The organism is Lacinutrix sp. (assembly GCF_023299985.1).
Taxonomy (GTDB): Bacteria; Bacteroidota; Bacteroidia; order Flavobacteriales; family Flavobacteriaceae; genus Lacinutrix.
The window spans coordinates 1-24,165 of sequence record NZ_JALZVX010000125.1; the positions used below are offsets into that span (position 1 = coordinate 1).

At 30.6% G+C, this 24,165-nt stretch carries 24 protein-coding genes; 11 read left to right on the forward strand and 13 right to left on the reverse strand.

Annotation, left to right across the window (positions count from 1 at the left end; translation table 11 throughout):
* Positions 1-258: 258 nt before the first annotated feature.
* Together Q0C58_RS06615 and Q0C58_RS06620 are read right to left on the reverse strand one after the other, a co-directional pair.
* Positions 259-459, reverse strand: a complete 201-nt coding sequence (locus Q0C58_RS06615) for a dodecin family protein (protein WP_290699049.1) — start codon at positions 457-459, stop codon at positions 259-261.
* Positions 460-563: 104 nt separating this feature from the next.
* Positions 564-1,466 carry a NifU family protein gene (locus tag Q0C58_RS06620; RefSeq protein ID WP_290699052.1) on the reverse strand — a complete coding sequence of 301 codons (903 nt, stop codon included), beginning with the start codon at positions 1,464-1,466 and terminating at the stop codon, positions 564-566.
* Between the two features lie 259 nt (positions 1,467-1,725).
* On the opposite strand from Q0C58_RS06620, the gene Q0C58_RS06625 reads away from it, so the two are divergent.
* Positions 1,726-2,736, forward strand: a complete 1,011-nt coding sequence (locus tag Q0C58_RS06625; protein ID WP_290699055.1) for a type IX secretion system membrane protein PorP/SprF — start codon at positions 1,726-1,728, stop codon at positions 2,734-2,736.
* A gap of 79 nt (positions 2,737-2,815) precedes the next feature.
* Here the strand turns inward: Q0C58_RS06625 and Q0C58_RS06630 are convergent, their stop codons facing one another.
* Both Q0C58_RS06630 and Q0C58_RS06635 read right to left on the reverse strand, forming a co-directional pair.
* Complete coding sequence (locus tag Q0C58_RS06630; RefSeq protein ID WP_290699058.1) at positions 2,816-3,991, reverse strand: vWA domain-containing protein; 1,176 nt, start codon at positions 3,989-3,991, stop codon at positions 2,816-2,818.
* Between the two features lie 107 nt (positions 3,992-4,098).
* Positions 4,099-5,139, reverse strand: a complete 1,041-nt coding sequence (locus Q0C58_RS06635; RefSeq protein WP_290699061.1) for an SIMPL domain-containing protein — start codon at positions 5,137-5,139, stop codon at positions 4,099-4,101.
* Positions 5,140-5,346: 207 nt separating this feature from the next.
* Here Q0C58_RS06635 and Q0C58_RS06640 point away from each other — a divergent pair, with 207 nt between their 5' ends.
* From Q0C58_RS06640 to Q0C58_RS06655, 4 genes are all read left to right on the forward strand, one after another.
* Positions 5,347-7,530, forward strand: a complete 2,184-nt coding sequence (locus tag Q0C58_RS06640; RefSeq protein WP_290699064.1) for a histidine kinase — start codon at positions 5,347-5,349, stop codon at positions 7,528-7,530.
* Positions 7,530-7,916 (forward strand): hypothetical protein, encoded by a 387-nt coding sequence (locus tag Q0C58_RS06645; protein ID WP_290699067.1) that lies wholly within the window; start codon positions 7,530-7,532, stop codon positions 7,914-7,916. Before Q0C58_RS06640 ends, Q0C58_RS06645 begins: the two co-directional genes overlap by 1 nt.
* 57 nt (positions 7,917-7,973) lie before the next feature.
* On the forward strand, positions 7,974-8,711 hold the full coding sequence (locus Q0C58_RS06650) for a LytTR family DNA-binding domain-containing protein (protein ID WP_290699070.1): 738 nt from the start codon (positions 7,974-7,976) through the stop codon (positions 8,709-8,711).
* Positions 8,712-9,024: 313 nt separating this feature from the next.
* On the forward strand, positions 9,025-9,537 hold the full coding sequence (locus Q0C58_RS06655; protein WP_290699073.1) for a gamma carbonic anhydrase family protein: 513 nt from the start codon (positions 9,025-9,027) through the stop codon (positions 9,535-9,537).
* 155 nt (positions 9,538-9,692) lie between these two features.
* Here Q0C58_RS06655 and Q0C58_RS06660 read toward each other — a convergent pair whose 3' ends face one another.
* The 9 genes from Q0C58_RS06660 to Q0C58_RS06700 form a co-directional block, all read right to left on the reverse strand.
* Positions 9,693-10,046, reverse strand: coding sequence for a GTPase (locus Q0C58_RS06660; RefSeq protein WP_290699076.1), 354 nt, complete (start codon positions 10,044-10,046; stop codon positions 9,693-9,695).
* 1 nt (position 10,047) lies between these two features.
* Positions 10,048-10,830, reverse strand: coding sequence for a glutamate racemase (murI, locus tag Q0C58_RS06665; RefSeq protein ID WP_290699079.1), 783 nt, complete (start codon positions 10,828-10,830; stop codon positions 10,048-10,050).
* Positions 10,831-10,917: 87 nt separating this feature from the next.
* Positions 10,918-11,427, reverse strand: a complete 510-nt coding sequence (locus Q0C58_RS06670; protein ID WP_290699082.1) for an OmpH family outer membrane protein — start codon at positions 11,425-11,427, stop codon at positions 10,918-10,920.
* Between the two features lie 37 nt (positions 11,428-11,464).
* A complete protein-coding gene (locus tag Q0C58_RS06675; protein WP_290699085.1) occupies positions 11,465-12,457 on the reverse strand; it encodes an OmpH family outer membrane protein in 993 nt (330 codons plus the stop codon).
* 240 nt (positions 12,458-12,697) lie between these two features.
* Positions 12,698-15,271: an outer membrane protein assembly factor BamA gene (bamA, locus tag Q0C58_RS06680; protein ID WP_290699088.1), complete on the reverse strand. Its 2,574-nt coding sequence runs from the start codon at positions 15,269-15,271 to the stop codon at positions 12,698-12,700.
* A gap of 10 nt (positions 15,272-15,281) precedes the next feature.
* Positions 15,282-16,019: an isoprenyl transferase gene (locus tag Q0C58_RS06685; RefSeq protein ID WP_290699091.1), complete on the reverse strand. Its 738-nt coding sequence runs from the start codon at positions 16,017-16,019 to the stop codon at positions 15,282-15,284.
* A 1-nt stretch (position 16,020) separates the two neighbouring features.
* Positions 16,021-16,716: a DUF6089 family protein gene (locus Q0C58_RS06690; protein WP_290699094.1), complete on the reverse strand. Its 696-nt coding sequence runs from the start codon at positions 16,714-16,716 to the stop codon at positions 16,021-16,023.
* Positions 16,717-16,856: 140 nt separating this feature from the next.
* Complete coding sequence (locus Q0C58_RS06695; protein ID WP_290699097.1) at positions 16,857-17,732, reverse strand: NAD kinase; 876 nt, start codon at positions 17,730-17,732, stop codon at positions 16,857-16,859.
* A gap of 4 nt (positions 17,733-17,736) precedes the next feature.
* Positions 17,737-18,396: an acetoin utilization protein acuB gene (locus tag Q0C58_RS06700; protein ID WP_290699099.1), complete on the reverse strand. Its 660-nt coding sequence runs from the start codon at positions 18,394-18,396 to the stop codon at positions 17,737-17,739.
* A 94-nt stretch (positions 18,397-18,490) separates the two neighbouring features.
* Here Q0C58_RS06700 and Q0C58_RS06705 point away from each other — a divergent pair, with 94 nt between their 5' ends.
* The 6 genes from Q0C58_RS06705 to clpX all read left to right on the forward strand — a co-directional run bounded on the left by Q0C58_RS06705 (position 18,491) and on the right by clpX (position 24,124).
* A complete protein-coding gene (locus Q0C58_RS06705; RefSeq protein ID WP_290699101.1) occupies positions 18,491-19,207 on the forward strand; it encodes a pyridoxine 5'-phosphate synthase in 717 nt (238 codons plus the stop codon).
* A 96-nt stretch (positions 19,208-19,303) separates the two neighbouring features.
* Positions 19,304-20,074, forward strand: coding sequence for an alpha/beta fold hydrolase (locus Q0C58_RS06710; protein WP_290699103.1), 771 nt, complete (start codon positions 19,304-19,306; stop codon positions 20,072-20,074).
* Positions 20,075-20,098: 24 nt separating this feature from the next.
* On the forward strand, positions 20,099-20,452 hold the full coding sequence (locus Q0C58_RS06715; protein ID WP_290699106.1) for a phage holin family protein: 354 nt from the start codon (positions 20,099-20,101) through the stop codon (positions 20,450-20,452).
* Between the two features lie 97 nt (positions 20,453-20,549).
* Complete coding sequence (gene tig / locus Q0C58_RS06720) at positions 20,550-21,878, forward strand: trigger factor (protein ID WP_290699108.1); 1,329 nt, start codon at positions 20,550-20,552, stop codon at positions 21,876-21,878.
* A gap of 242 nt (positions 21,879-22,120) precedes the next feature.
* Positions 22,121-22,795, forward strand: coding sequence for an ATP-dependent Clp endopeptidase proteolytic subunit ClpP (gene clpP / locus Q0C58_RS06725; protein ID WP_290699110.1), 675 nt, complete (start codon positions 22,121-22,123; stop codon positions 22,793-22,795).
* A 96-nt stretch (positions 22,796-22,891) separates the two neighbouring features.
* Positions 22,892-24,124 (forward strand): ATP-dependent Clp protease ATP-binding subunit ClpX, encoded by a 1,233-nt coding sequence (clpX, locus tag Q0C58_RS06730; RefSeq protein ID WP_290699113.1) that lies wholly within the window; start codon positions 22,892-22,894, stop codon positions 24,122-24,124.
* The last annotated feature ends 41 nt before the right edge of the window (positions 24,125-24,165 follow it).

Below are 24,165 nucleotides of genomic sequence, written 5' to 3' on the forward strand. Positions count from 1 at the left end.
CACATTTTACGCTTAAGCGATAAAAGTAATTTAAGAAGAGAGAAAGATAAATAACTAAAATATTTATAAGACGCCTAAACAATTAGTTTAGGCGTTTTTGGTTATTATGTTTACTTTAGATAGATTACCAAGGATAGATGGAAAGAAATCGATAATAACGCATCTTAATTTAAAGAGATAGTATAAAAATATTAATACGCAATAAAAAAGACGCCTAAACTAATTGTTTAGGCGTCTTTGGTTTAATTCAAGAGCTATTTAATTTACTTCAAATGTGACCTTTAAATTTACTCTAAAGTCTGATACTTCTCCATCTTTTACACTAGCGCTTTGATCTTGTACGTATACAGAACGAATGTTTTTTACACTTTTTGACGCGTGCTTTACTGCTTTTTTAGTTGCGTCTTCCCAACTTTTATCAGAGTTAGATAATACTTCAATAACTTTTAATACTGCCATAATTTTAGATTTTAAATTTATCTAAAGTTACAAATTTTTGTAATAAAGTATATTTTGAGTTTTATAAAAGAGTGTTAAACCGATGAAAATATTTATTTTTAAGATTAACCGTTAATAGCTTCAACAGTGTTTACTTTTCCTTTCAACATTTCTTTTAACATATTTTCAATTCCATTTTTCAGTGTAAATGTTGAAGAAGGACAACCACTACAAGCACCTTGTAAAATCACTTTTACAGTTTTGGTGTTTTCATCGTAAGAATCAAACTGAATATTTCCACCATCACTAGCAACAGCAGGTTTTACATATTCTTCTAGTATATTAATAATTTCTTTAGAAGTGTCATCTAATGTCTCAAAATGCGCTTCAACTTTTTCTGTAGATTTTTCTATTACCTCAGGAGCATTTGGAGAAATAATTTCTTTTCCGTTTTCGATGTGTGTTCTAATAAATTCACGTAGCTCGTTTGTAATATCATTCCATTCGGCTACTTCATATTTAGTTACAGAAACATAGTTTTCGTCTATAAAAACACCTTTAACAAAAGGGAAATGAAATAATTCGGTGGCAAGCGGTGAAGATTTTGCAGTGTCTATAGAAGTGAATTCGAAAGCCGCATTAGCAATTTTTTTATTTGCAACAAATTTAATAACACTAGGATTTGGTGTACTTTCAGCATAAACAGTAACAGGTGTTTTTTTTGGGGCGATATCTTGGTTTATAACAAGATTACCTTCGTTTAAATAATTTTCAATCTGTTCAGACACTTCATTTTGAACATCTTGCCATTCAACAATATTGAAACGCTCAATTGCTACAAAATTACTTGTTATATATACTTTTTTTACAAAAGGTAAATAAAATAATTGTTGGGCTAATGGAGAAGCTTTAGCTTCGTCGATGTTATTAAATTCGAAACTTTGGTGCTGTGTTATAAATTGATTGACTTCAAACTTTAATATCCTAGGATTAGAAGTTTCTTGAGTTGTGACTTTAAAAGCATTCATTTTGCAAAATTTTATACAAAAATACTAAAAGTAAGTAGAGATATCGATATATTTGATACTTAAAGATTACGTCAATATGTAGAAAATTTTAGCTTTTCTAATAAAAACTTTTTTATATTGGTAGCTTTAACTTTTGAGAGCATAAATATTAAAAAGTAAATTTATATATTTGGCAACGATATAATTTTTTCGATAAACAAGAGTTATATTAGCGTGAGCTATACATTTTGAACCAACATCTACCTTGAAAACAAAGATTATGAAATTACAAAGGTTATTAATATTGGCAGTTATTAGTTTTTTTAGCACCCAAATTACTAAAGCCCAAGAAGGACTTCCTATATACTCTGATTATTTAACAGATAATTACTATTTACTTCATCCATCTATGGCTGGAGTTGCCAATTGTTCTAAAGTTAGAATTACTGGTCGCCAACAATGGTTTGGAGATGATGATGCACCAGCATTAGTAACTGCTAGTATTAATGGTCGCATTGGAGAATCTCAATCTGGAATTGGAGGTATAGTATATTCTGATAATAATGGTTTTCATTCTCAAACAGGTGCATATTTAACTTATGCCCATCACCTTATGTTTTCTAGAAGTACTGCAGATTTAAATATGCTATCTTTTGGTTTAAGTGTAGGAGCTATTCAATATAAACTAGATGAGACTTCTTTTTTAGCAGATGGATTTGATCCAATAATTGCTGGTATCGAACAATCTGCAACCAATTTTAATGTAGATTTTGGGTTTTCTTACCATTTATATAATTTTTACGCTCATGCAACAGTAAAGAATCTATTAGAAAATGATGGTATAAATTTTAATGAACAAGGTTTGAGTTTTGAAAACTTAAGAACATATATCTTTTCTGTTGGTAACACTTTTAGTAGTTATAACAACGATTGGAGTTTTGAACCATCAGTGTTGTTTTTGTATAGAGATGCAACAGAAGAAGCTTCTTTTGATGTTAATCTTAAAGCTTATAAAGCAATGGATTTTGGTAAAGTTTGGGGAGGAATATCTTACAGAAGAAGTTTAGATGGTGCTGAGTTTTTAGATGGATCTGGAGTAAGTAGCCAGAAATTACAATATATAACACCACTTTTAGGTGTTGATTTAGACACCTTTATGTTTGCTTATACTTACAGTTATCAAGCAAATTCTGTAGTATTTAATAATGGTGGCTTTCACCAATTAACACTAGGATATAACTTTGGTTGTTCTAAAGAGCGTTACAGTTGTAACTGCCCAGCAATTAACTAAACATTTATATAAATATATAAAAAATGCCTTCGATATACTTCGAAGGCATTTTTTTATGCTACTAAATTGAAGGTTAAAACTATTTCCAAGTATAGTTTTTAGCTTTGGCTTGAGATTTTATAGCTTGTATCATAGCGTTTTCTAATCCGTTACTATTGTCTTTGTTAGCTTTTAAAATGTAATCTTTTCGTTTACTATTTAATTCTTGAATTTTCTTTTGAATAGCTTCACGTTCGTTCTTTTTATTCAAAACGTACGTTTTAATTTCTGAAGTACTTTTGTTTTTTAATTCCTGTGGTAATTCACTTTCATCTAATTTTTCATATTTAAATTCTTTGTCTTTTGAAGCATCTACCAAATCCCAAGACGAGTTTTTGTATAAATGTGAACTTTTACTAACGGTTCTACTTACCGCATTTGCACTACTATAACCTTCAGCATTATCATCTTGTTCGGCCTGTAATTCCATTTTTTTTCTACCTTGAGAACCATACGCGACATAGGTTTTATTAAGCTTGTTGTTTTTTTGTAAAATAGCATCGTCATAAGGTGTTGTAACATGTATAGTTTCTTTGTTATGGTTTATAGCCATATAATCTCCATGCGCTAAATCTGCTCCATCTTTCCAATAACCAGAAATACCTTGATTATAGTTTCCACAAAAAATGGTATTAACAGTTACATCTTTATTATGTGCAAGTTTAGATGCTTCTTTATAACTAACCTTACCTTGAGTAAAAGGCTCGTTTCCAGCAATAAATATAAATTTTAAATCATCTTTGTTGTCTTTCCACTCTAGTTGGTTTAAGGCAGTATTTATTACATAACCGCAATATTCGTTACCTCCTTTTGTGGTTAAAGAGAAGAGTTGTTTAGAGATCTCATCTAAATCATCACTAAAGGCTAATACTTGCCTTATGTAACCTTCTTCACCGTTTAGGTTGTCGTTTCCATATTCGTAAAGTGCGATCTCTAAATTAGGCTTGTCGTCTTTACATTTAGCATAAGATAACTCGTTTACAATTTCCCAAAGCTGAGCTTTTGCTTGGTCTATTAATCCATCCATACTATTACTTGTATCCAATAATAACGCAACTTTAATGTATTGTTTGTTTGGTTTTGGAGCAACTGGATCTATTGTTTCTAAAGTTTCGTTTAATGCAAAACTTTCGGTTTGCTTTTTGTTGTTAGCATTACATGCCAAAAAGAAAAAGGCTGTTAAAGCTATTAAGCTTGATTTAATTGGTGTTTTCATGTGTTTATATTTAGTGTTTTATCTTCTAATTCAGATACCTTTTATAGCCATATAGGTTTATATATGTTGAAGTATTTAAGGCTAGCATGACTTCTTTTTTATTGTTATTAATTTTCTAATTTTAATTCTGTTGCCTTTAACTCTCCATCTTTAGAAAGCACGAAATACTTGTTTTTTATTACCTCTTTTTCTTTTAGTACAGGTTCTGGTTTTTTAGGTTTTTCTCTATACTGTAATTTAATTTCCATTCCTATTTGTATAACAGGTTCTACTATGGATGGGTTTATTACAACATCATATTCTTTAAAAGATAACGGGTCGTAATAATAAGAGGTTTGTTTTTTTGCAGTTACAACGCCTTTAGGTTTTTTAATAGCTTCTAAAGAAATACTATTAAAAGCTTGATAGTTTTTGTAAAATTCTCTTGGAAAATGACAATATTTTAGGTCTGCCATTGTAGGTTTGTAGTTTGCTAAATCGAAACCTAAGTCGTTATAGAACTGTTTCTTTTCTTTTAATGTTTTTAATATTTCGGCTCTAAGTTTAGTGTAAACCGCTTCAATATTATTAATAAAATAATCCACCTTTACTAAGTTGTATATTTCATTTTTTGCACAAGCAGCAAGTACTTTTTCAAACTGATTAACTTTAGTGAATTTAATATGTAAGTTTTGTTGTAATTCGAAGCCTTTAGGAACTTCAGAATACGTTTTACTAAACAATTTTTTCTCAACAACAGTTTCGTAAACAGGAACAAAAGAAATAACATCTATAACTATATCCTTACTAAATATTCCTTGAGAACTTAAAGTGTTTTTTACGCTATTTACACGATTGTTCATTAATTTATTTGTGTCTTCTGCTGTTTCACCAATTTGTACTAAATTAAAAACAGCAGTGTAAGAATCTGCAACAATATTATTAAGGGCTTTTACATCTATAGTAATTACTGGATTAGGAATTAAGTTTTGTTGCCTAAAAACAGTCTTATCCTTACTATAGGCATTGGCATTTTCATATTTTTTAGCATTACCAAGCGACTCTGCACTTATAACGTTTTGTCTAGAAATAGTAGTTGCATTGCCTTTAATTTGTGCAGATGCAAAAGAGAAACATAATAATAGGACTAAGTAAATTGCGTTTTTCATTTTTATATATATTAATTATGGTGTAAACTTATGTTCAACCTTTTTTACATAAAAACTAGAATGAGTGAACGCTACTTTATAATGAGTAATCTGTGCTTGTAAATGAGTAAACAAGTTCGTTTTCTCTGTAGATTACTTTAGTTTCGACATTAGTCATTTTATTATGCCAATTAAAGTGTGTAAGTTTATCTTTTAGTAATAAATAATATGAAAAATATTAAATCATACATAAGCTGTATTCTCCTTGTTTTTTGCTCAATAACTTTGTTTGCACAACAAAACGATGCAGCTAAAGTAGAAAGGCAAGATAGTGACGATGCTTACTTTTATATTCGTGGTGATGTTAAAGAAGAAGATACAAGAGACGCTATTAAAAACGTTAACATTGAAGTAAATGGAGGCGCTTACACTTCTTCTAATGTAACAGGAGAGTTTAGAGTACGTGCTAAAATTGGAGACGAACTTATTATAAGTCATAAAGATTTTGAGACCATTTACCATACCATAAAAAGTGACGATCGTATAAGTGTTAACGTATTACCAAAAACAAAGTTTTCAAGTGGTAGCATGTTTAAAAAGGCTAAAGATAATTCGTTTAACAATTTAATAGATTCTGCACTAGTTTATAAAAAGAAATCTGCCGAAAAAAGTATCCAGTTTGTAACCGAAAGCATTAAAAACAGCAATTCTGTAAAGCAAAACTCTGAGGCTTTCGAGGTGCTTGCAGATGTTTATATGCACTGGAAACAGTACGATTTAGCGGTTTCTAATTATAGAATAAGCCTAAATAGTTACCAGTCTAATGAAGTGAAACTAAAATTAGCAAAAGCTTATATGATGAATAATAATTATCAAGAAAGTGTTTCTATTTTTAAGACCTTAAATCAAAAAGAATTATCTAATTATCAATTAGTAGAGTTAAATGAAGGACTTGGTGATGTTTATTATAAAATGAAAGACTACTCGCTTTCTATTGCTTCTTATAATGAAGGGCTTAGCATTGCACAAAAGCATTTAATTACACCAAAAGTAACCGATTTAAATTCTAAAATAGCGCAAACATTTGATGCCAACGGAAGCACTATCAAAGCAAAAAAATATTATAGTAATTCATTAGATTTAGCTACCCAAGAAAACAAAACCAGAGCTGTTAAAGAGAAAGTAAAAGTTGCAGACTTTAATAATTCTAATAGCAATTTTGAAGACGAAATTCGCTTAAGAGAAGAAGCAATAATAGATATAAAAGATATTGAAACAGATTCTATAATAGATATAGAAAGTGATTACACTTTACAAAAGCAAAACTATAAGATTGGGAATGCACTATACATGCAAAAAAATTATGCTGAAGCCATACCGTATTTTGAAAAAAGTATTGAAGAAGCAGGTGAACGTGAGGATTTAGTAGTAGAAAAGGATGCAAACAGAAAGCTGTCTGAAGTCTTTGAAGAAGTTGGAGATTTCAAAAATGCTAAAATAACTTATAATGAATATATTAAGTCTGTTGAAGCACTTTTTGTAAAAAAAGAACAGCAAATAACCCAAGCTGCTCGATTTAATAAAAGTATTGCAGATAAGCAAAATAGAATTACGTCTCTAGAAAGTGATCGGCAACTATCCGAAAGTAGATATAACTTAAACCAGGAACAAAATAAGAGTCAGAAAATAATAATATATTCGCTTATTGGTGGCTTATTATTGTTACTTATTGTAGCTTATTTAATGTATAAGTACATTAAACAACAACGTTTAGCAAATAATTTATTGGCTTTAAAATCTTTGAGAAGCCAAATGAATCCTCATTTTATTTTCAATGCTTTAAACTCTGTAAATAGTTTTATTGCCACTAACGATGAGCGCACAGCAAACAAATACCTAAGCGATTTCTCTAAGCTTATGCGAGCAGTTTTAGAAAATAGTGAGCAAGATTTTATTCCTTTAGAAAAAGAAATTGAGCTACTAGAATTATACACCAATTTAGAACATTTTAGATTTCAAGATAAGTTTGACTATACTATAACTGTAGACAAGGCTATAAATGTTCAAGACTACCAAATTCCACCAATGTTATTACAGCCCTATATAGAAAATGCGGTTTGGCATGGCTTACGTTATAAAGAAGAAAAAGGGACATTAGATATTTCGATAACAAAAAAGAGTCAAGATGAAATTGTAATTACCATTGCAGATAATGGTATTGGTCGCGAAAAATCTAAAGCTTTAAAAACTGCTAACCAGCAAAAGCAGAACTCAAAAGGAATGGGTAATATTAAAAAACGTGTTGCTATTTTAAACGAAATGTATAAAGATAAAGTAGATGTTTCTATAGAAGATTTTCAATTAGAAGGTGATACAGGAACGAAGGTTGTTGTGACTTTGAAAAGGGATTAGTGATGAGAGTTAGAGTTATTATTATATGTTTCTGTTTTTTGTTTTTAGGTTGTAAATCAGTTATTAAAAAAAAATATATAAAAAAATGCGAAAGCACAATTTTAAGACCAAGAGTTAACATTAACACTTATGAAGAACTGATTAATTATGGTGATAACCTAGATAAGGAACTAAAATTAACTTTATTAGATGGAGCAATAGTAGATGAATTTTTGTTGAATAAATTTATTTTTGATAATCCAGATTATTATTTAGTTGACTTTGAAAGTTTTTTAGATGCAGGAACAGAAACTTTAGATGGTCCATCTGTGAGAATTTTAATTCTAAAATCTAACTTATGCGGTAAATTAAAAATTAAAAATGGTGAATATAAAATTGAAGAATAATTAAAAAAGCACCTATAAATATTAACAAATAGATTCCTGCCTTCGCAGGAAATAGATATGAAACTAAACTCAATAATAGTAGAAGACGAACAAGCAAGCAGAGAGATCCTTAAAAACTATCTTAAAAAATACTGCCCAAATGTAAATATTGTTGGAGAAGCAGCAAACATAAACGAAGGCTTAGAGTTAATAAGAAACAACACGTTAGATTTAGTATTCTTAGATGTAGAAATGCCTTATGGTAATGCTTTCGATTTGTTAGATAAAGTAGGAGACAGAGACTTTGAAACCGTTTTTGTTACTGCTTATAATAATTATGCTTTAGATGCTTTAAATGCGCACGCTAGTTATTATTTAATGAAACCTATTGCTATAGACGATTTAATTAAGGCTGTAGATTATGTTGTAGAGATTAAAACAAAAGAAAACGCACTTCAAGATCAAGTTTTGGTGCCAAAAACAGGTAATAATGTAGATGGAAAAATAACCATTCCGCAGCAAAACGGTTTTGAGGTTATAAAGACTGCTGATATTCTATTTTGTAAAGCCGATGATAATTATACCGAAATTCATTTAAACATAAACAAAAAGAAAGTAGTAAGTAAAACACTTAAATATTTTGAACAAGCTTTGCAAGATTCAAACTTTGCACGTGTGCATAAAAGTTATTTGGTTAATGTAAATGAAGTAGTAAAATACGTAAAAGGAAAAGGTGGAAGTGTAATTTTAAGTAATGGAAAAGAGGTAATGGTATCGCCTTCTAAAAAATCTGAATTATTATCTTATTTTAAGTAATATTCTTGCGTTAGGCAGGAATATTATCAAAAGGATTTCAAAATTTAAGTTACCAATAAACAAAAGACTTCAAGCAAAGCGAGAAGCATTTAAAACAATAACACATAACTTCTCGATACAATTTTTTCATGCTTAAAAAATCACTCGAAGTGACAGTTAAGGGTTAAATTGTATCTCGAAGTCAGTTCGAGTGTTCTAATTGTTTAATTGGAATGTTCGATAACCAATAAACAACTCAAACAAAACTAAATATTAACATAAAAGAATCTCAAAAGTTAAATCCATGAGATTCCTTTTTTTTAAGTAATTAACCATGCCAATAATAAAACCAGTAAACGGAAAATCGCCACAATTACCAGAAGATTGCTATATCGCAGAAAACGCTACTATAGTTGGAGATGTGCAAGTAGGTAAGCAATGTAGTATTTGGTTTAATGCCGTATTACGAGGCGATGTAAATTATATAAAACTAGGCGATAAGGTAAATGTACAAGATGGAGCAGTAGTGCATTGTACGTATCAAAAATATCCAACAATTATAGGTAATAACGTCTCTATTGGGCACAATGCTATAGTGCATGGTTGTACTATTCACGATAATGTACTTATTGGAATGGGAAGCATTGTTATGGATAATTGTGTTATAGAAAGTAACAGTATTGTTGCAGCTGGAGCAGTGATTACCCAGAACACAACAGTAGAATCTGGAAGTATTTATGCAGGAGTTCCAGCAAAAAAGGTAAAAGACATTAGTAAGGAACTTATTAATGGCGAAATAAACCGCATTGCAGAGAACTATGTAAAGTATTCTGGTTGGTTTAAATAAACTCTTACCTTAGGCAGGAATCTCATAAATTAGAGTTTGTTTTTTATATTGAAGAAATAAACAAAACGACTTCAAGCGAAGCAAGAAGTGTTATTATGATTATAAAGATAATTGAAGCACCACAAAAAACAACCAACAACTAAGCTCTACCTAAACTAAACTATTCGGTTTTTTATTTCTTTAATCAAAGCTTCAGTAGAATGTATAGTGTTAAGTTCTTCAGCTAACAGAAAAACTGATAATTCATTTTTGTCTTCAGTTAAAATAATAGGATAATTATAATCTGTTTTTGGGTGTAGTTTTTCAAACTCGTCAATATGTAAAAATTCCATATTAACATTAGATTCAATTCTAAAAGCTTTCCAGTTTTTGTTTTCAGAAAAGGTATCGAAAGTGATTGCACACAAATTACAATTATAAGTTTTTGGGCTAAAAATTTTGTGAGCTACGTCTAAAAGTGTGTTTCCAATTCCAGAATTAGCATTATAAACAAATATTAATTTATTCATCTTAAAATTTTAAATAATCAACATTAAAGGTTTTTCCTAAAAGCGATTCCATTACCTCAGTAGTCTTCAAATTAATATAAAATTTGTTTTCAGGTTTAAGTAATTCGGTATTCAATACATTATGTTGCTTTAAAACGGCTTTAGTTTGCTTTGCTACAGCTAAACCAGAATCTATAATTTTAACGTGTTTAGGAAGTAATTTAGTAAGCTTAGGAATAAGATAAGGATAATGTGTGCAACCCAAAACAAGATAATCTATATTAGCTTCAATCATTGGTTTTAAATAGCTTTTAAGCAATGTTTTCATCTCTTTAGATTCTAGTTTACCGTTTTCAATTAGCTGTACAATACCTTCTCCAATTTGCTCTACAATGGTTATTCCATTTGTATATAAAGTAGAGGTGTTGTGAAACAATGCACTAGATAATGTGCCTTTAGTAGCCAAAATACCAATTGCTCTAGTTTCTGTGTTTAATGCAGCAGGTTTTATTGCAGGTTCAATACCTATAAACGGAACATTGTATTTTTCTCTTAAAATGCTAATAGCATTTGTTGTTGCAGTATTACAGGCAACAACAATAATTTTACAGTTTTTTTCTAAAAGTAACTCAGTATTTTTTATGCTAAGTGCTATAATTTTGTCTTTACCTTTTGGTCCATAAGGAGCATTAATACTATCTGCTAAATAAATAGAATTTTCTTGTGGTAATAATGTATTAATTTCCTTCCAAATGGAAGTGCCACCAACTCCAGAATCGAATATGCCAATAGGTTGTTTACTCATAAAAAAATAATCTAAAATTACTCACTTTATAAAAATACAAAAGCCGACTTAATAAGTCGGCTTTTAATAGTATTTGTTTAGATTTTATTAGAATCCTAATTCTTTTTTTACATCCATAAGTAAATCTTTACCTTCAGCCATAATTACGCCTCCACCTTGAGTAGAATCTAATACGTAGTCATAACCTTGTGCTTTTGCTACTTTTAATATCGCTGCTTTTGCTTTTTCGGTAATAGGCTTTAAAAGCTCCACTTCCTTCTTTTGTAATTGTTGTTGAGCGTTTGCAGCATATTGTTGTATTGCTTGTTGATCTGTTTGTACTTCAACATAACGCTTTTCGTTCTCTTCTTGAGTTTTTGTACCAGCTTCGGCCTCAAAACGTTCCGTTTTAGTTTTTAATTCCTGTTTCATTGCTTCAATGTCAGACTGGTAAGTTTTACCTACACGTTCCATATCTGCTTGTGCTACTTTCATGGCAGGCATTGCTTGAATTAATTCTGTTGTATTAATGTGAGCAATTTTTGATTGAGCATCTGTAAAACTAGTAGCTCCAAAAAATAATACTGCCGCAATTAGTAATGTTTTAATTTGTTTCATTTTTAAAATAGTATTTGTGTGTTATAAATTATTAATTTTAATCGTCTTGATTTTCGTCTTCTGGAGCACTATCTTTTTCTTCTTTTGCTTTCTTACGATCCTCTAAGATTTTTTTTCTCTTATCTGCTAACTCTTTTTTTCTAGCTTCTCTATCTGCTAACTTCTTTTGTTTACGTTCTTCTAAAATTTCTTCTTTTGTTTTAGGAGTATCGTTATCTTCTGCTTTTTTATCCTCTGCGCTTTCATTTTTATCTTCATCGTTTTTCTTTTCGGCACCTTCGTTTCTTTCGTCTAATTTATCTTGCTTTGCTTTATCTCTTGCTGCTATGGCTGCTGCTCTTCTGTCTTCAACTGCTTTTTTTCGTGCAGCTACTAAAGCGGCTCTTTCTTCTTTCTTTTTATCTAAAGCTAATTGTCTTGCATCTTTACTTTCGTCAATTTCAACAGTTACATCTTCCTCTTTAGCTTCTTTTCTATCTTTCTTAGTCTTTAACTGCTTTCTTTTAGAAGAGCGCGTAATAGTTCTTAAAATTTGCTCACTTATATCAAAACGTTCTGCGGAATATAACATCACTACATCTGCAGATTTGTCAAATACAAAATCGTAACTCCTTGATTTGGCAATATCTTGAACAGCCTGAAAAATTTGATCTTGAATAGGTTGCATTAATTGTCTCTTCTGGATCATTAAATCTCCATTAGGTCCAAATCTTTTTTGCTGGTAATCTAATACTTCCTTTTCTTCAAAAGTGATGTCTTCTTCACGTTCATCAATTAATTCTTTGGTTAAAAGTGCTTTTTCATTATTTAAAACAGTGCGTTTTTGTGCTACATCTTTTAATTTTTTATCAATTTCAGTTTTCCATTTCTGAACTTTAGAGTCTAATTGTGTTGTAGCTTCAGAATATTCGGGTACATTTTGTAAAATATATTCTGTATCTATGTATCCAATTCTTACACCACGTTGCGCGTTTGCTTGAAAAGAGAGCATTGATATTATCGTCAATAAAAAAAGAACTTTAATTTTCATCTGGTTATATTTTAATATTTAATAATATAAATTCAAAAAAACCGACAGTTTAAATTTTGATTCTGTCTTATTCTGAACCACTTTGTTTTCAAAATAACGAATTTTAATTGTAAAAATTTAATTCTTGAATCAAATCCTCAAAGTTACTATTGAAAATATCGTGCCAAAAATAATAAATTGTTGAAATTGTTACCTATAGAAAAGTCTTTTTTTTAGAATTAATAGCGTTTATTCTAGGTGTTAAAATTGTTGACCAATAATAAAATGTGTTTCCCAACCATGTTTTATAGTACCACCAGGAAGAGGATCGAATCCATGACCAAAGTCTATACCTAGTAGTCCAAAAGCTGGCATAAATATTCTAATACCTAAACCTGCAGAACGTTGCACGTTAAACGGATTGTAATCTCTAAAACTATTAAAGGATGATCCTGCATCTAAAAAGCCTAAAGCATATATTTTAGCCGATTGTTTTAGAGTAATTGGATATCGTAGCTCTAATGAGAATTTATTAAAAATTGTTCCACCATCTTGACTAGATAAAGCTTGATCTGGATAACCTCTTAAGGCTACAACTTCTCTACCATCCAGACTAAATGAGCCTAAACCACTTCCTCCAACAAAGAAACGCTCGAAAGGGATAATACCTCGATCTTGGTTGTATGCTCCAAGAAACCCAAATTCTATTGATGATTTAAAAACGAATTTATCTACTAGTTTAGTGTACCAATCACCTTTAAATTTAACTTTGTAAAATTCTAACCAACTAAAACGTTCTTGGTCTATTGCAGATAACCTGTCGGAAGCTACTGTTCTTTCGTCTAGACTTGCATTGGCATCTTGCGTTATCGCTTCGTTTGCATCACGTTCTATACGTAATGCTTCGTAATCTGTACTACTAAATAAAGAGTAAGGTAGTGATAGTTTTGCTGAGGCAACAAAGCTTGAACCACCTGTTGGAAATATAGGATCGTTAAAAGTATTGTTTCTACTTAGTCCTAAGGTGTAAGATAGGTTGTTAGAAAAACCATCACCAAATGTAAATAATCCAGTATTATAGTTTTTTAAATTATAATGTTGAAAACTTAAAGCTTGAGATAATGTAAAATAATCATCTGGTGTCGCTAAACGTTTTGCTAAACCAAAAGTAATACCTGTAATGTTAAAACGTCTATCTTTATCTGCTTGTCCTGTTAGAGAATCGAATAAAAATTGTTGAGTATAAGAAAGTGATGTAGAAAATTGAACTGGTTTTTTTCCACCCATCCAAGGTTCAGAAAAATTAAAACTATAGGTTCTAAAAAAACGACTGGCTTGTAAACGTAAAGCTAGTTGTTGTCCATCTCCTGTTGGAATGGGCTTATAGGCTTCTTTTTTAAAGATGTCTTTTAGCGCAAAGTTGTTAAATGATAAACCTAATGTGCCAATAAAACCACCACCACCAAAACCACCTTGTAGTTCTATTTGGCTAGATCCAGCTTCTACAACACCATATTCTATATCTATGGTTCCATCTTCTGGGCTTGCGTTTTTAAATTGTGGATTAATTTGTTCTGCATCAAAAAAACCTAGCTGGCTTAATTCTCGAACAGTACGTACAACATTGGCTTTACTATATAATTCTCCTGGACGTGTTCTTATCTCTCTATAAATAACGTGATCGTTAGTTTTTTCATTTCCAACAACAGTAATTTTATTAAAATAAGTTGGTTTACCTTCAGAAATTCTAATTTCCATGTCAATTACATTACCATCAGCACTTACTTCAACAGGATTAATGGTAGAGAATAAATAACCATGATCTTGGTAAAGGTTTGTTATATCATCACCATCTAGTCTTGAGTTATCTGCAATACGTTTTTCTAATAGTACACCGTTATAGGTGTCTCCATTTCCTATACGGAGTTGACGTCTTAAAAGCTCGTCTGTGTAAACAGTATTACCAATAAATGTAATGTCGCCAAAGGTATATTTACTACCTTCTTCAACACTAATGTTTAAACTTACCGTTTTTGCACTGTTACTTATTAAGGTATCTGCTATAATACGTGCATCTCTGTATCCGTTTTCTTTATACTTATCAATAACACTATTTAAGTCTTCTTTAAAATCTGCTTCAATATACTTTGAACGTTTTAGTATACGTGTCGCCTTTTTTTGCTTGGTGTTTTTCATGGCTTTTCTAAGCTTCTTGTCGCTTAAAACAGTATTGCCTTCAAAGTTTATGTTGTCAATTTTAACTTTTTCTCCTCTATCTACAACTAATACCATGTTAACGCGAGCAGTCTCGATAGAATCTTTAACAGGAATAGTGTTGATATTTACTTTTGTATTAAGAAAACCTGCTTTTCTATTTTTATTTTGGATATAATTTTTTGTAGTAGTGATAAGGTTTTCTGTGATTTTTACACCTTTTTGAAGCTTGTTCTCAGTTATTAACGCTTCTTTTTTACCCTTTTTTACACCTTCAATTTTTAATTCGTTTAAGGCTGGTAAATCAGATAATCTTATTTCAAGATAAGCACTATTACCTTCGATTTTAGAGAGGTAAACTTCAATATCGCTAAAAAGATTAGAAGTCCATAGTTTTTTTATTGCTGTGCTTATTTCTTCTCCTGGTATTAATATTACATCTCCTTTTTTTAGTTTAGAGAATGTTATAATAGTTTGTTCACTAAAACTAGTGTTGCCTATAACTTTTATGTCTGCAATTGTATATTCCTTGCTGTCCTCGTAAGAGAGGTTTTGTGCTTGAGTTAAAAAGCTTGATAGCGCAAATAGTATTGCTAGTGTGTATTGTGAAAATGTTTTCAATTGTATATTTTTAACTAATTTGTTCACTTGTTTTTCCAAAGCGTCTTTCTCTATTTTGATATTCTATAATGGCATCACAAAGGTGTTGCTGTGTAAAATCTGGCCATAATACTTTTGTAAAGTATAATTCGGCATAGGCTATTTGCCAGAGCAAAAAATTACTAATGCGTTGTTCTCCACTAGTTCTAATTAGCAGGTCTACATCTGGTAAATTTTGCGTGTAAAGATGCTCATTAATAATCGATTCGTCAATATTTTCGGCAGAAATTATATTATTTTTAACTTTATAGCTTATTTCCTTGACGACATTTAACAATTCATCTCTAGAACCATAGCTTAAAGCTAAGGTTAATGTCATACGAGAATTGTTTTTTGTGCTCTCTATAACTTCTTTAAGTTCTTTATGTACTTTTTTAGGTAGGTTAGATAGTTTACCAATTGCTTTAAGGCTTATGTTGTTTTTTTGAAGTGTATTAATTTCTTTCTTTAGTGATGATACTAATAATCTCATTAAAGTATCCACTTCTAGCTTAGGTCTTTTCCAGTTTTCTGTTGAAAATGCATATAAGGTTAGGTTTTTTATTCCTAATTCTGCACAAGCTTCAACTGTTTCGCGAACAGATTTTGTACCATTTTCGTGACCAATTGCACGAATAAACCCTTTTTGTTTAGCCCAACGACCATTGCCATCCATAATAATGGCGACATGTTTAGGTAACCTATCTGTATTTATATTGCTAGTATCCAAATTATCCTCCTGGGCAAAAACATGGATTTCTACCAAATGTATAAGTTAGTGTGATACCTGTAAAAGTATACCAGTCGTTATTACTAATATTACCAAATGATCTGCTTTCAAAGGCTTCCTTAGCATCTGGAACACTTCCATCTAACTCATCACTAAAGGTGTAACGTGCACCAATTTCGAAAGCTAAAATAAAATCTGTTGAAACTGCTATTTTATAACCTAAAACCATAGGAATGCCAAAAGCGTAACTAGTAGTGTTTTCATCTACAATTGTACCATTAGGATTGAAAAAGAAGTTGTCGTGTTTAGCAACGCTAATTCCAGAGTATAGATATGGTGTAGAAACTGTACCACCATTATGAAGGTCGAAATCAAAAAAAGTAAATTCCATTCCGGCAGAAAGTTCTAATATGTTACTATTAAATTCAAAGCCTCTTATTTGCCTACTTGGGTCGTCAGAATCATTATCGATACCTTCTAATTCTGTAAATATTAAAGAAATTCTATAAGAATGTCTTTTACTTCTGTTCCATTTATATAAACCTCCAAAAGCCAATTGCTTAGGTGCTATATAGTCTGTTGCACCTACATCTCCAATAAAGTTACTGCCACCAACGAAAATTCCAAATTCGTTAATTTGAGCATTACTTATTTGTATGCTAAAAAATGCTATTATTAAAAGCGTTAAATACTTCATGAATCTTCAAAGTTTGCAAATATAATAAATAAGATTAGTCTATGATAATATAAGCTAATTAGTTACTACTCTAAACAGTAATTTATAGATATTATTGTAAAACATAGCGTTTAGAATATTTTTGTACTAAAATAAAAGCATTAATTTCTCTTGTCTTCTCCCCAAAGTAATTTCTTTCTTAAGGTTGTAAGGAAACTTTCAGAGTTTAATTCTATCATGTTAATGTTAAAATCTGCTTTTTTTATGGTTATAATCGTATCGTTGGATAAGGTTGCAATTCTAGAATCTAAAGAAACTAAGTAATTGTTTTCTCGACCACTTACTTTTAATTCTATTATGGTAGAATCTTCAATTACTAAAGGTCTAGCACTTAAATTATGAGGTGCTATTGGTGTTAAAACAAAGCTGGTTGTGTCTGGTGTTATTACTGGTCCAGCACAACTTAAGGAGTAACCTGTTGATCCTGTTGGAGTTGCAATTATTAAACCATCACTCCAATAAGAGGTTAAAAATTCACCATTTAATTTGGTTTCAACCGTTATCATCGACGTTGTGTTTTTTCTACTAACCGCAATTTCGTTTAATGCAAAATTTAGATTTTTAATATCACTGTTTTTTGGTGATGTCTCAATAGATAAAAGTGTACGTTTACTTAAGGTGTATGCTTTGTTGTAAATGTCTTTTATTGCTTCTTTAATATCTTCTGGCTGAATAGTTGCCAAGAAACCAAGTCTCCCTGTATTTATACCAATTATAGGTATATTTAAGTCTTGTACAAAAGTAATGGCTCTAAGAATAGTACCATCTCCACCAATACTTACTAATAAGTCGAAGCTTTTATCTAAACTTTTAAATGTTTTATAATTTGAAGGATTAGCAAGTTCTGTTTTAATATCGTTGAAAAATTCATGTTCCAAAAATAATTCAGCTTTAAAATTCAACAACTCTTTTGTAAGTGTCTTTAAAGAATCTTTAGATTGTTTTTTTGGGTACTGACTGTATATTGCAACCTTCATAAAATTACATATTTAGGTATTTATTTAAATAATCTGAACGTTCTTTTAGTCCAATCAAAAAACTGTCATCTTCATGTCCGGAAACTATATTGTAGCTGTAACGCCTAAAGGTTTGCATGATTTCATTAAGGTTAGCGTTGCCAATTTTTAAAGTAATTTGCGCTACATCATTTTCTAATTTAGAGATAAAAGAGCCTAAGATTTTACCATCGTTAGATTCTACTATTTGGCTAATTTCACTAAAAGAATAATCTGCCATACCTTTTTCTATAATAAGTACAGCTCCAGCTTCAGAAAAGAAAGGCGTTTCGTTAAAAAGGCTGATAATATCATTTAATTCATAATAACCCAAATACACGTTTTTATTGCTTAAAACAGGCATTATATTGGCTGAGTTTTGAGCAAAAGCTTCAAGTATATCTAACCAGTTAGTGTCCTCTCTAACAAAAAAACCTTCTCCAGAATAACGATAATCTTGAATAGGTTTTTCGCTATCAAAACAATGCGCATCGTTTTCAGATATGCAACCTAAATAAACACCTTCCGCATTTTTAATAGGAATGTGCGAATACGTTAATTGATTAAAAAGTAACTGTATCTCTTTAACTTTATCAGTATTTAGTAGTGGCTTTATATCGTTTATTATATAATCTAGAAGATTCATTGCGTGTCTTTCAATTTTATGCAAATTAATTAAAAATAAGAACAATCTCGTGTATCTACTTTGTATTTTTGTGTGAATTAATTCAGACTTAAAAATGACAAAATTAAGCGTTAACATAAATAAAATAGCAACTTTAAGAAATTCTAGAGGTGGAGATATGCCAAATTTGATTCAGTTTGCAAAAGATGTACAGCGTTTTGGAGCAGAAGGTGTAACCATACATCCAAGACCAGACGAAAGGCATATTCGTTACCAAGATGCTCACGATTTAAAACCAATTGTGCACACAGAATATAACATAGAAGGTAATCCAATCCCGAAATTTGTGGATATGGTTCTTAAAATTAAACCAACACAGGTTACTTTAGTGCCAGATAGTATAGATACTTTAACTAGTAATGCAGGTTGGGATACGTTAAAAAACAAGGGTTTTTTAACCGAAGTTATTTCAGAATTTAAAAGAAATAATATCCGCACGTCTATTTTTGTAGATCCAGATACAACCCAAATTGAAGGTGCAAAAGCAACAGGAGCAGATAGAATAGAATTATATACCGAAGGTTTTGCACACGAATATGGATTGGGAAACAATGATGCAATAAAGCCATACACAGAATGTGCAGAGGTAGCAAATGCTATTGGTTTAGGTGTAAATGCAGGACATGATTTGTCTCTAGATAATATTCAGTTTTTTAAACAAAATATTCCAGGATTATTAGAGGTCTCTATTGGTCATGCTTTAATTTCTGAAAGTTTGTATTTAGGAATTGAAAATGTAGTAAACATGTATTTAAATAAATTGAAAGGTTAAAAAAATTTAAATATTAAAAAGGATGAGTCTCTCTCTGTGAATCTTAGTGAAAACTCTGCGAATCTCAGTGTAACGTTCGTATCAAAAAAAAACAAAATGCAAGAACAATTACATTCAAATATAATAGGAGAAGGAAAACCATTTTTAATACTTCATGGTTTTTTAGGCATGAGTGATAACTGGAAAACTTTAGGCAAGCAATTTGCTAAAGTAGGATTTCAAGTGCACTTAATAGACCAACGAAATCATGGTAGAAGTTTTCATAGCGACGACTTTAATTACGATGTTTTATCTCAAGATTTAAAAAGCTATTGCGATGCACATAATCTAAAAGATATTATTTTATTAGGTCATTCTATGGGAGGAAAAACAGCAATGCTTTTTGCATCGCAATATCCCGATTATGTAAAGCAATTAATGATAGCAGATATTTCGCCTCGTTTTTATCCAGTTCACCACGACGCTATTTTAGAAGGTTTAGCGAGTTTAGATTATAAAGCTTTAGAGAGTAGAGGAGATGCAGACGATAAATTAGCCAATTATGTTAGTGATTTTGGAACACGACAGTTTTTACTAAAAAACTTGTATTGGGTAGAAAAAGGAATTTTAGGTTTAAGAATAAATTTAAAAGTATTAACAGAGAATGTTAGTGAGGTTGGAGAAGCATTGCCATTTCATTCAAAATTTGAAGGTGAAACACTTTTTTTTAAAGGCGATAAAAGTGAATATATAGCAGCTCAAGACGAATCTATTATTAAGGCGCATTTTACAAATGCCAAAATAGAAACTATTGCAAATGCAGGACATTGGTTACATGCTGAAAATCCTAAAGATTTTTATAACGCAGTTATTAATTTTGTAAGTTGAAAAATATAACAAAACTAGAAAAGTATGAAATTAATTATTAAACTCCTTTTAAACGCAATTGCAGTATTTGTTTTAGCAAATATTTTAAGTGGAGTAGAGGTAGATGGATATGTGTCTGCAATAATTGTTGCAGTTGTATTGTCAGTTTTAAATTTACTTGTAAAACCATTATTAGTAATATTAACCTTGCCTGTAACTATCGTTGCTTTAGGATTGTTTTTATTAGTAATAAATGCATTAATAATTCTTCTTGCAGATCAATTAATTAGTGGCTTTGCAGTAAATAATATTTGGTGGGCAATTTTGTTTAGCATCCTACTATCTATATTACAATCGTTGTTACATTCGTTTATAAAAACAGACAAAAAGAAAGCGTAATATGTGTTGAGATTCAATGCATTAAAAAACTTGATGGAGTGTAAAAAAATTAGTATTTTTGCACTCCATTTTTGGTTACACTAAAAAGATTTTCAAAATGAATATTACAAGAGAGAATAAAGATGCATTAAATGCTGTGGTAACTGTAGCAATCGAGAAAGATGATTATGCTACTAAAGTTGAAAAAATCTTAACAGATTACAGAAAAACAGCAAACATTCCAGGATTTAGAAAAGGTCACGTGCCAATGGGAATGGTTAAAAAGCAATATGGTAAAGCCATTTTAATAGATGAGGTTAATAAATTAATTCAAGAAGGATTAAATAAATATTTAGCCGAAGAAAAGTTAGATGTTTTAGGTCAACCATTACCAAAAGCTCAAGATGGTATTGATTGGGATGGAGATAATTTTTCTTTTGAATTTGAATTAGGTTTAGCACCAGAATTCAAAGTAGATTTAGAAGGAAAAAAGAAGATCACGCATTACAACATTGTTGCTGATGATAAAATGATTGATGGACAAGTAGAGAACATCCAGAAACAATACGGAAAATTAGTAGCTTTAAAAGAAGTAGCTAAAGACAGTGAGATTACTGGAGTTTATAAAAACGAAGCTGAAGAAATAGAAAATACTGTAACCTTAACTTTAGATAAATTTAAAGGGAAAGCAACAGCAAAACAATTTGTAGGCGCTAAAGCTGGCGATGTTATTACATTAAAAACAAAAGGACTTTACGAAGACGACCACGAATTAATGCATGCATTAAAAGTGGAGCAGGATAAAGCAAAAGGTCTAAATATTGAAGTTAATTTTGAAATCACAGAAATAAACAAACGCGAGCTAGCAGATTTAGATCAAGAATTGTTTGATAAGTTATTTGGTAAAGATGGTGTTAAAACGGTTTCAGAATTAAAAGAGAAGATTAAAGAAGATGCAGAAAAGCAATTCCTTCAGCAATCAGATCAGAAATTTTTAAACGATGTTACAGAGCATTTAGTAGAGCATACTAAATTCGATTTACCAGCAGAATTCTTAACAAAATGGATGCAGTCTGCAGGAGAGAATCCAATGGATGATGCCACTGCAAAAGAAGAATATGCTAAATCTGAAAAAAGCTTACGTTACCAACTTATTGAAGGTAAATTAATGCAAGATAATGGCATAAAAGTAGATTTCGAAGATGTAAAGGAAAGCGCTAAGGCGATGATAAAAGTGCAAATGGCGCAATTTGGTCAAACAAATCCTTCAGACAAAGAACTTGATGATATTGCTGCAAGAGTATTATCTAATCAAGAAGAGGTTAAGCGTTTAAGCGAACAAGTTGTAAGCCAAAAATTATTAGGACTTTACAAAGAAAAAGCCAACGTAAAAACTAAAGAATTAACTTACGACAAGTTTGTTAAAGAGGTTTACGGAGACAAATAACAAGATTAATTCCTTTCATTTTTAAGTAAAGGCAGCTTCTTATTATTTTTTGAAATATGAAAACGGAAAGATTATAGAATAATCATTATATTTAGGCATTGAATTATTAATATTTCAATGCCTAAATTATTAGCGTTAAATTCAACTTAAATAATTTGATTGACGCTTATTTTAACATATATTGAATTGCTTTTTCAAGCATTTCAGAAACTTAATTAAAATATCAAATTCAAAAAACAAATATGGATTACGGAAAAGAATTCGAAAAATTTGCCATAAAAGATCAAGGAATTAGTAGCACGTACTACAACAAAATTGTAAGTAGTATGATGCCGCAAAGCATGACGCCTTACATTATAGAAGAACGTCAACTAAACATTTCTCAATTAGATGTTTTTTCAAGATTAATGATGGATCGTATCCTTTTCTTAGGAACAGGAATTAACGATAACATTGCAAATATTATACAAGCACAACTTTTGTTTTTAGAAAGTGTAGATGCTAGTAAAGACATTCAAATGTATATAAACTCTCCTGGAGGAAGTGTATATGCAGGCTTAGGTATTTACGATACTATGCAGTTTATTAAACCAGACGTTGCAACTATATGTACAGGAATGGCAGCTTCAATGGGTGCCGTGTTATTATGTGCTGGAGAAAAAGGAAAGCGTAGTGGTTTAACTCATTCTCGCGTCATGATTCATCAGCCATTAGGTGGTGCACAAGGTCAAGCTAGTGATATAGAAATTACAGCACGTGAAATTTTAATTTTAAAAGAAGAACTTTATAAAATTATTAGTAAGCATTCAGGTCAAGATTACGACAAAGTTTATCAAGACAGTGATCGTGATTACTGGATGAAATCTGATAAAGCTAAAGAATACGGAATGATTGACGAGATTTTAGCGCGTAATTAAAAAGATACAAAACATTAATATTTAAGGTTGGAAGTGTTTTAGAGAGTTTGAGTAAGAACTTTTCACTTTTCACTTTTCACTTTTAACTATAGAAGAATGGCAAAGGAAGAATTAGAATGTTCGTTTTGTGGTAGAAAAAAGCCAGAAACAAGTTTATTAATAGCAGGTTTAGATGCGCATATTTGCGACCGTTGTATAGAACAAGCTCACGGTATTGTTGTTGAAGAATCTAAGGAGAGTGATAATACAGAATTGTCTGCAGAGCTTATGTTACGTAAGCCACAGCAAATTAAAGCATTTTTAGACGAGTATATTATAGGTCAGGAATTTACTAAAAAAGTAATGTCTGTAGCTGTTTATAATCACTATAAACGTTTGTTACAACCACCAACAAATGATAATATCGAGATTCAAAAATCGAATATTATTATGGTTGGAGAAACTGGAACAGGAAAAACCTTAATGGCTAAAACTGTAGCAAGAATGCTTAATGTGCCTTTAGCTATTGTAGATGCAACAGTATTAACTGAAGCCGGTTACGTTGGTGAAGATGTAGAGAGTATTTTAACACGTTTATTACAAGCTGCAGATTACAGTTTAGAAAAAGCCGAAAAAGGTATTGTATTTATAGATGAGATAGATAAAATTGCACGTAAGAGTGATAATCCTTCAATAACTAGAGATGTTTCTGGAGAAGGTGTACAACAAGCTTTATTAAAGTTATTAGAAGGTACTGTTGTTAATGTACCACCAAAAGGAGGTAGAAAGCATCCAGACCAAAAATTTATAGAAGTAAATACTGAGAACATTTTATTTATAGCAGGAGGTGCTTTTGATGGTATTAATCGTGTAATTTCAAAACGTCTTAATATGCAAGCCGTTGGTTACAGCGCTTCTATAAATGAAGATGTTGTTGATAATGATAACTTACTTCAATATATTATACCAAAGGATTTAAAAGACTTTGGATTAATTCCTGAAATTATAGGTAGATTACCAGTTTTAACACACATGAACCCTTTAGACGCTAATACGCTTAGAGCTATACTAACAGAGCCTAAAAACGCTATCATTAAGCAATACAAAAAACTCTTTTCTATGGATGAGATAGAGTTTAGTATTACAGATGGTGCTTTAGAATATATAGTAGGTAAAGCTATTGAGTATAAATTAGGAGCAAGAGGTTTACGTTCTTTATGCGAAGAGATTTTAACAGATGCTATGTTCGAATTACCAGGAAGTGACACCAAGAAATTAAATGTTACCAAAACGTATGCAGAGCAAAAATTATCTAAAACAAAATTGAAACAACTTAAGGCTGTTTCTTAACAAGAAATAGTATAATATAAATTAAAGCCTACTTTTTAATT

Coding starts and splice junctions, on each gene's coding strand:
- Q0C58_RS06675 (WP_290699085.1), bottom strand. CDS start 12,457: ATGAAAATTAAAGTTCTTTTTTTATTGACGATAATATCAATGCTCTCT.
- murI (WP_290699079.1), bottom strand. CDS start 10,830: ATGAGTAAACAACCTATTGGCATATTCGATTCTGGAGTTGGTGGCACT.
- tig (WP_290699108.1), top strand. CDS start 20,550: ATGAATATTACAAGAGAGAATAAAGATGCATTAAATGCTGTGGTAACT.
- clpX (WP_290699113.1), top strand. CDS start 22,892: ATGGCAAAGGAAGAATTAGAATGTTCGTTTTGTGGTAGAAAAAAGCCA.
- Q0C58_RS06695 (WP_290699097.1), bottom strand. CDS start 17,732: ATGAAGGTTGCAATATACAGTCAGTACCCAAAAAAACAATCTAAAGAT.
- Q0C58_RS06715 (WP_290699106.1), top strand. CDS start 20,099: ATGAAATTAATTATTAAACTCCTTTTAAACGCAATTGCAGTATTTGTT.
- Q0C58_RS06635 (WP_290699061.1), bottom strand. CDS start 5,139: ATGAAAAACGCAATTTACTTAGTCCTATTATTATGTTTCTCTTTTGCA.
- Q0C58_RS06640 (WP_290699064.1), top strand. CDS start 5,347: ATGAAAAATATTAAATCATACATAAGCTGTATTCTCCTTGTTTTTTGC.
- Q0C58_RS06620 (WP_290699052.1), bottom strand. CDS start 1,466: ATGAATGCTTTTAAAGTCACAACTCAAGAAACTTCTAATCCTAGGATA.
- clpP (WP_290699110.1), top strand. CDS start 22,121: ATGGATTACGGAAAAGAATTCGAAAAATTTGCCATAAAAGATCAAGGA.
- Q0C58_RS06625 (WP_290699055.1), top strand. CDS start 1,726: ATGAAATTACAAAGGTTATTAATATTGGCAGTTATTAGTTTTTTTAGC.
- Q0C58_RS06700 (WP_290699099.1), bottom strand. CDS start 18,396: ATGAATCTTCTAGATTATATAATAAACGATATAAAGCCACTACTAAAT.
- Q0C58_RS06660 (WP_290699076.1), bottom strand. CDS start 10,046: ATGAATAAATTAATATTTGTTTATAATGCTAATTCTGGAATTGGAAAC.
- Q0C58_RS06615 (WP_290699049.1), bottom strand. CDS start 459: ATGGCAGTATTAAAAGTTATTGAAGTATTATCTAACTCTGATAAAAGT.
- Q0C58_RS06630 (WP_290699058.1), bottom strand. CDS start 3,991: ATGAAAACACCAATTAAATCAAGCTTAATAGCTTTAACAGCCTTTTTC.
- Q0C58_RS06705 (WP_290699101.1), top strand. CDS start 18,491: ATGACAAAATTAAGCGTTAACATAAATAAAATAGCAACTTTAAGAAAT.
- Q0C58_RS06710 (WP_290699103.1), top strand. CDS start 19,304: ATGCAAGAACAATTACATTCAAATATAATAGGAGAAGGAAAACCATTT.
- Q0C58_RS06650 (WP_290699070.1), top strand. CDS start 7,974: ATGAAACTAAACTCAATAATAGTAGAAGACGAACAAGCAAGCAGAGAG.
- Q0C58_RS06670 (WP_290699082.1), bottom strand. CDS start 11,427: ATGAAACAAATTAAAACATTACTAATTGCGGCAGTATTATTTTTTGGA.
- Q0C58_RS06690 (WP_290699094.1), bottom strand. CDS start 16,716: ATGAAGTATTTAACGCTTTTAATAATAGCATTTTTTAGCATACAAATA.
- Q0C58_RS06655 (WP_290699073.1), top strand. CDS start 9,025: ATGCCAATAATAAAACCAGTAAACGGAAAATCGCCACAATTACCAGAA.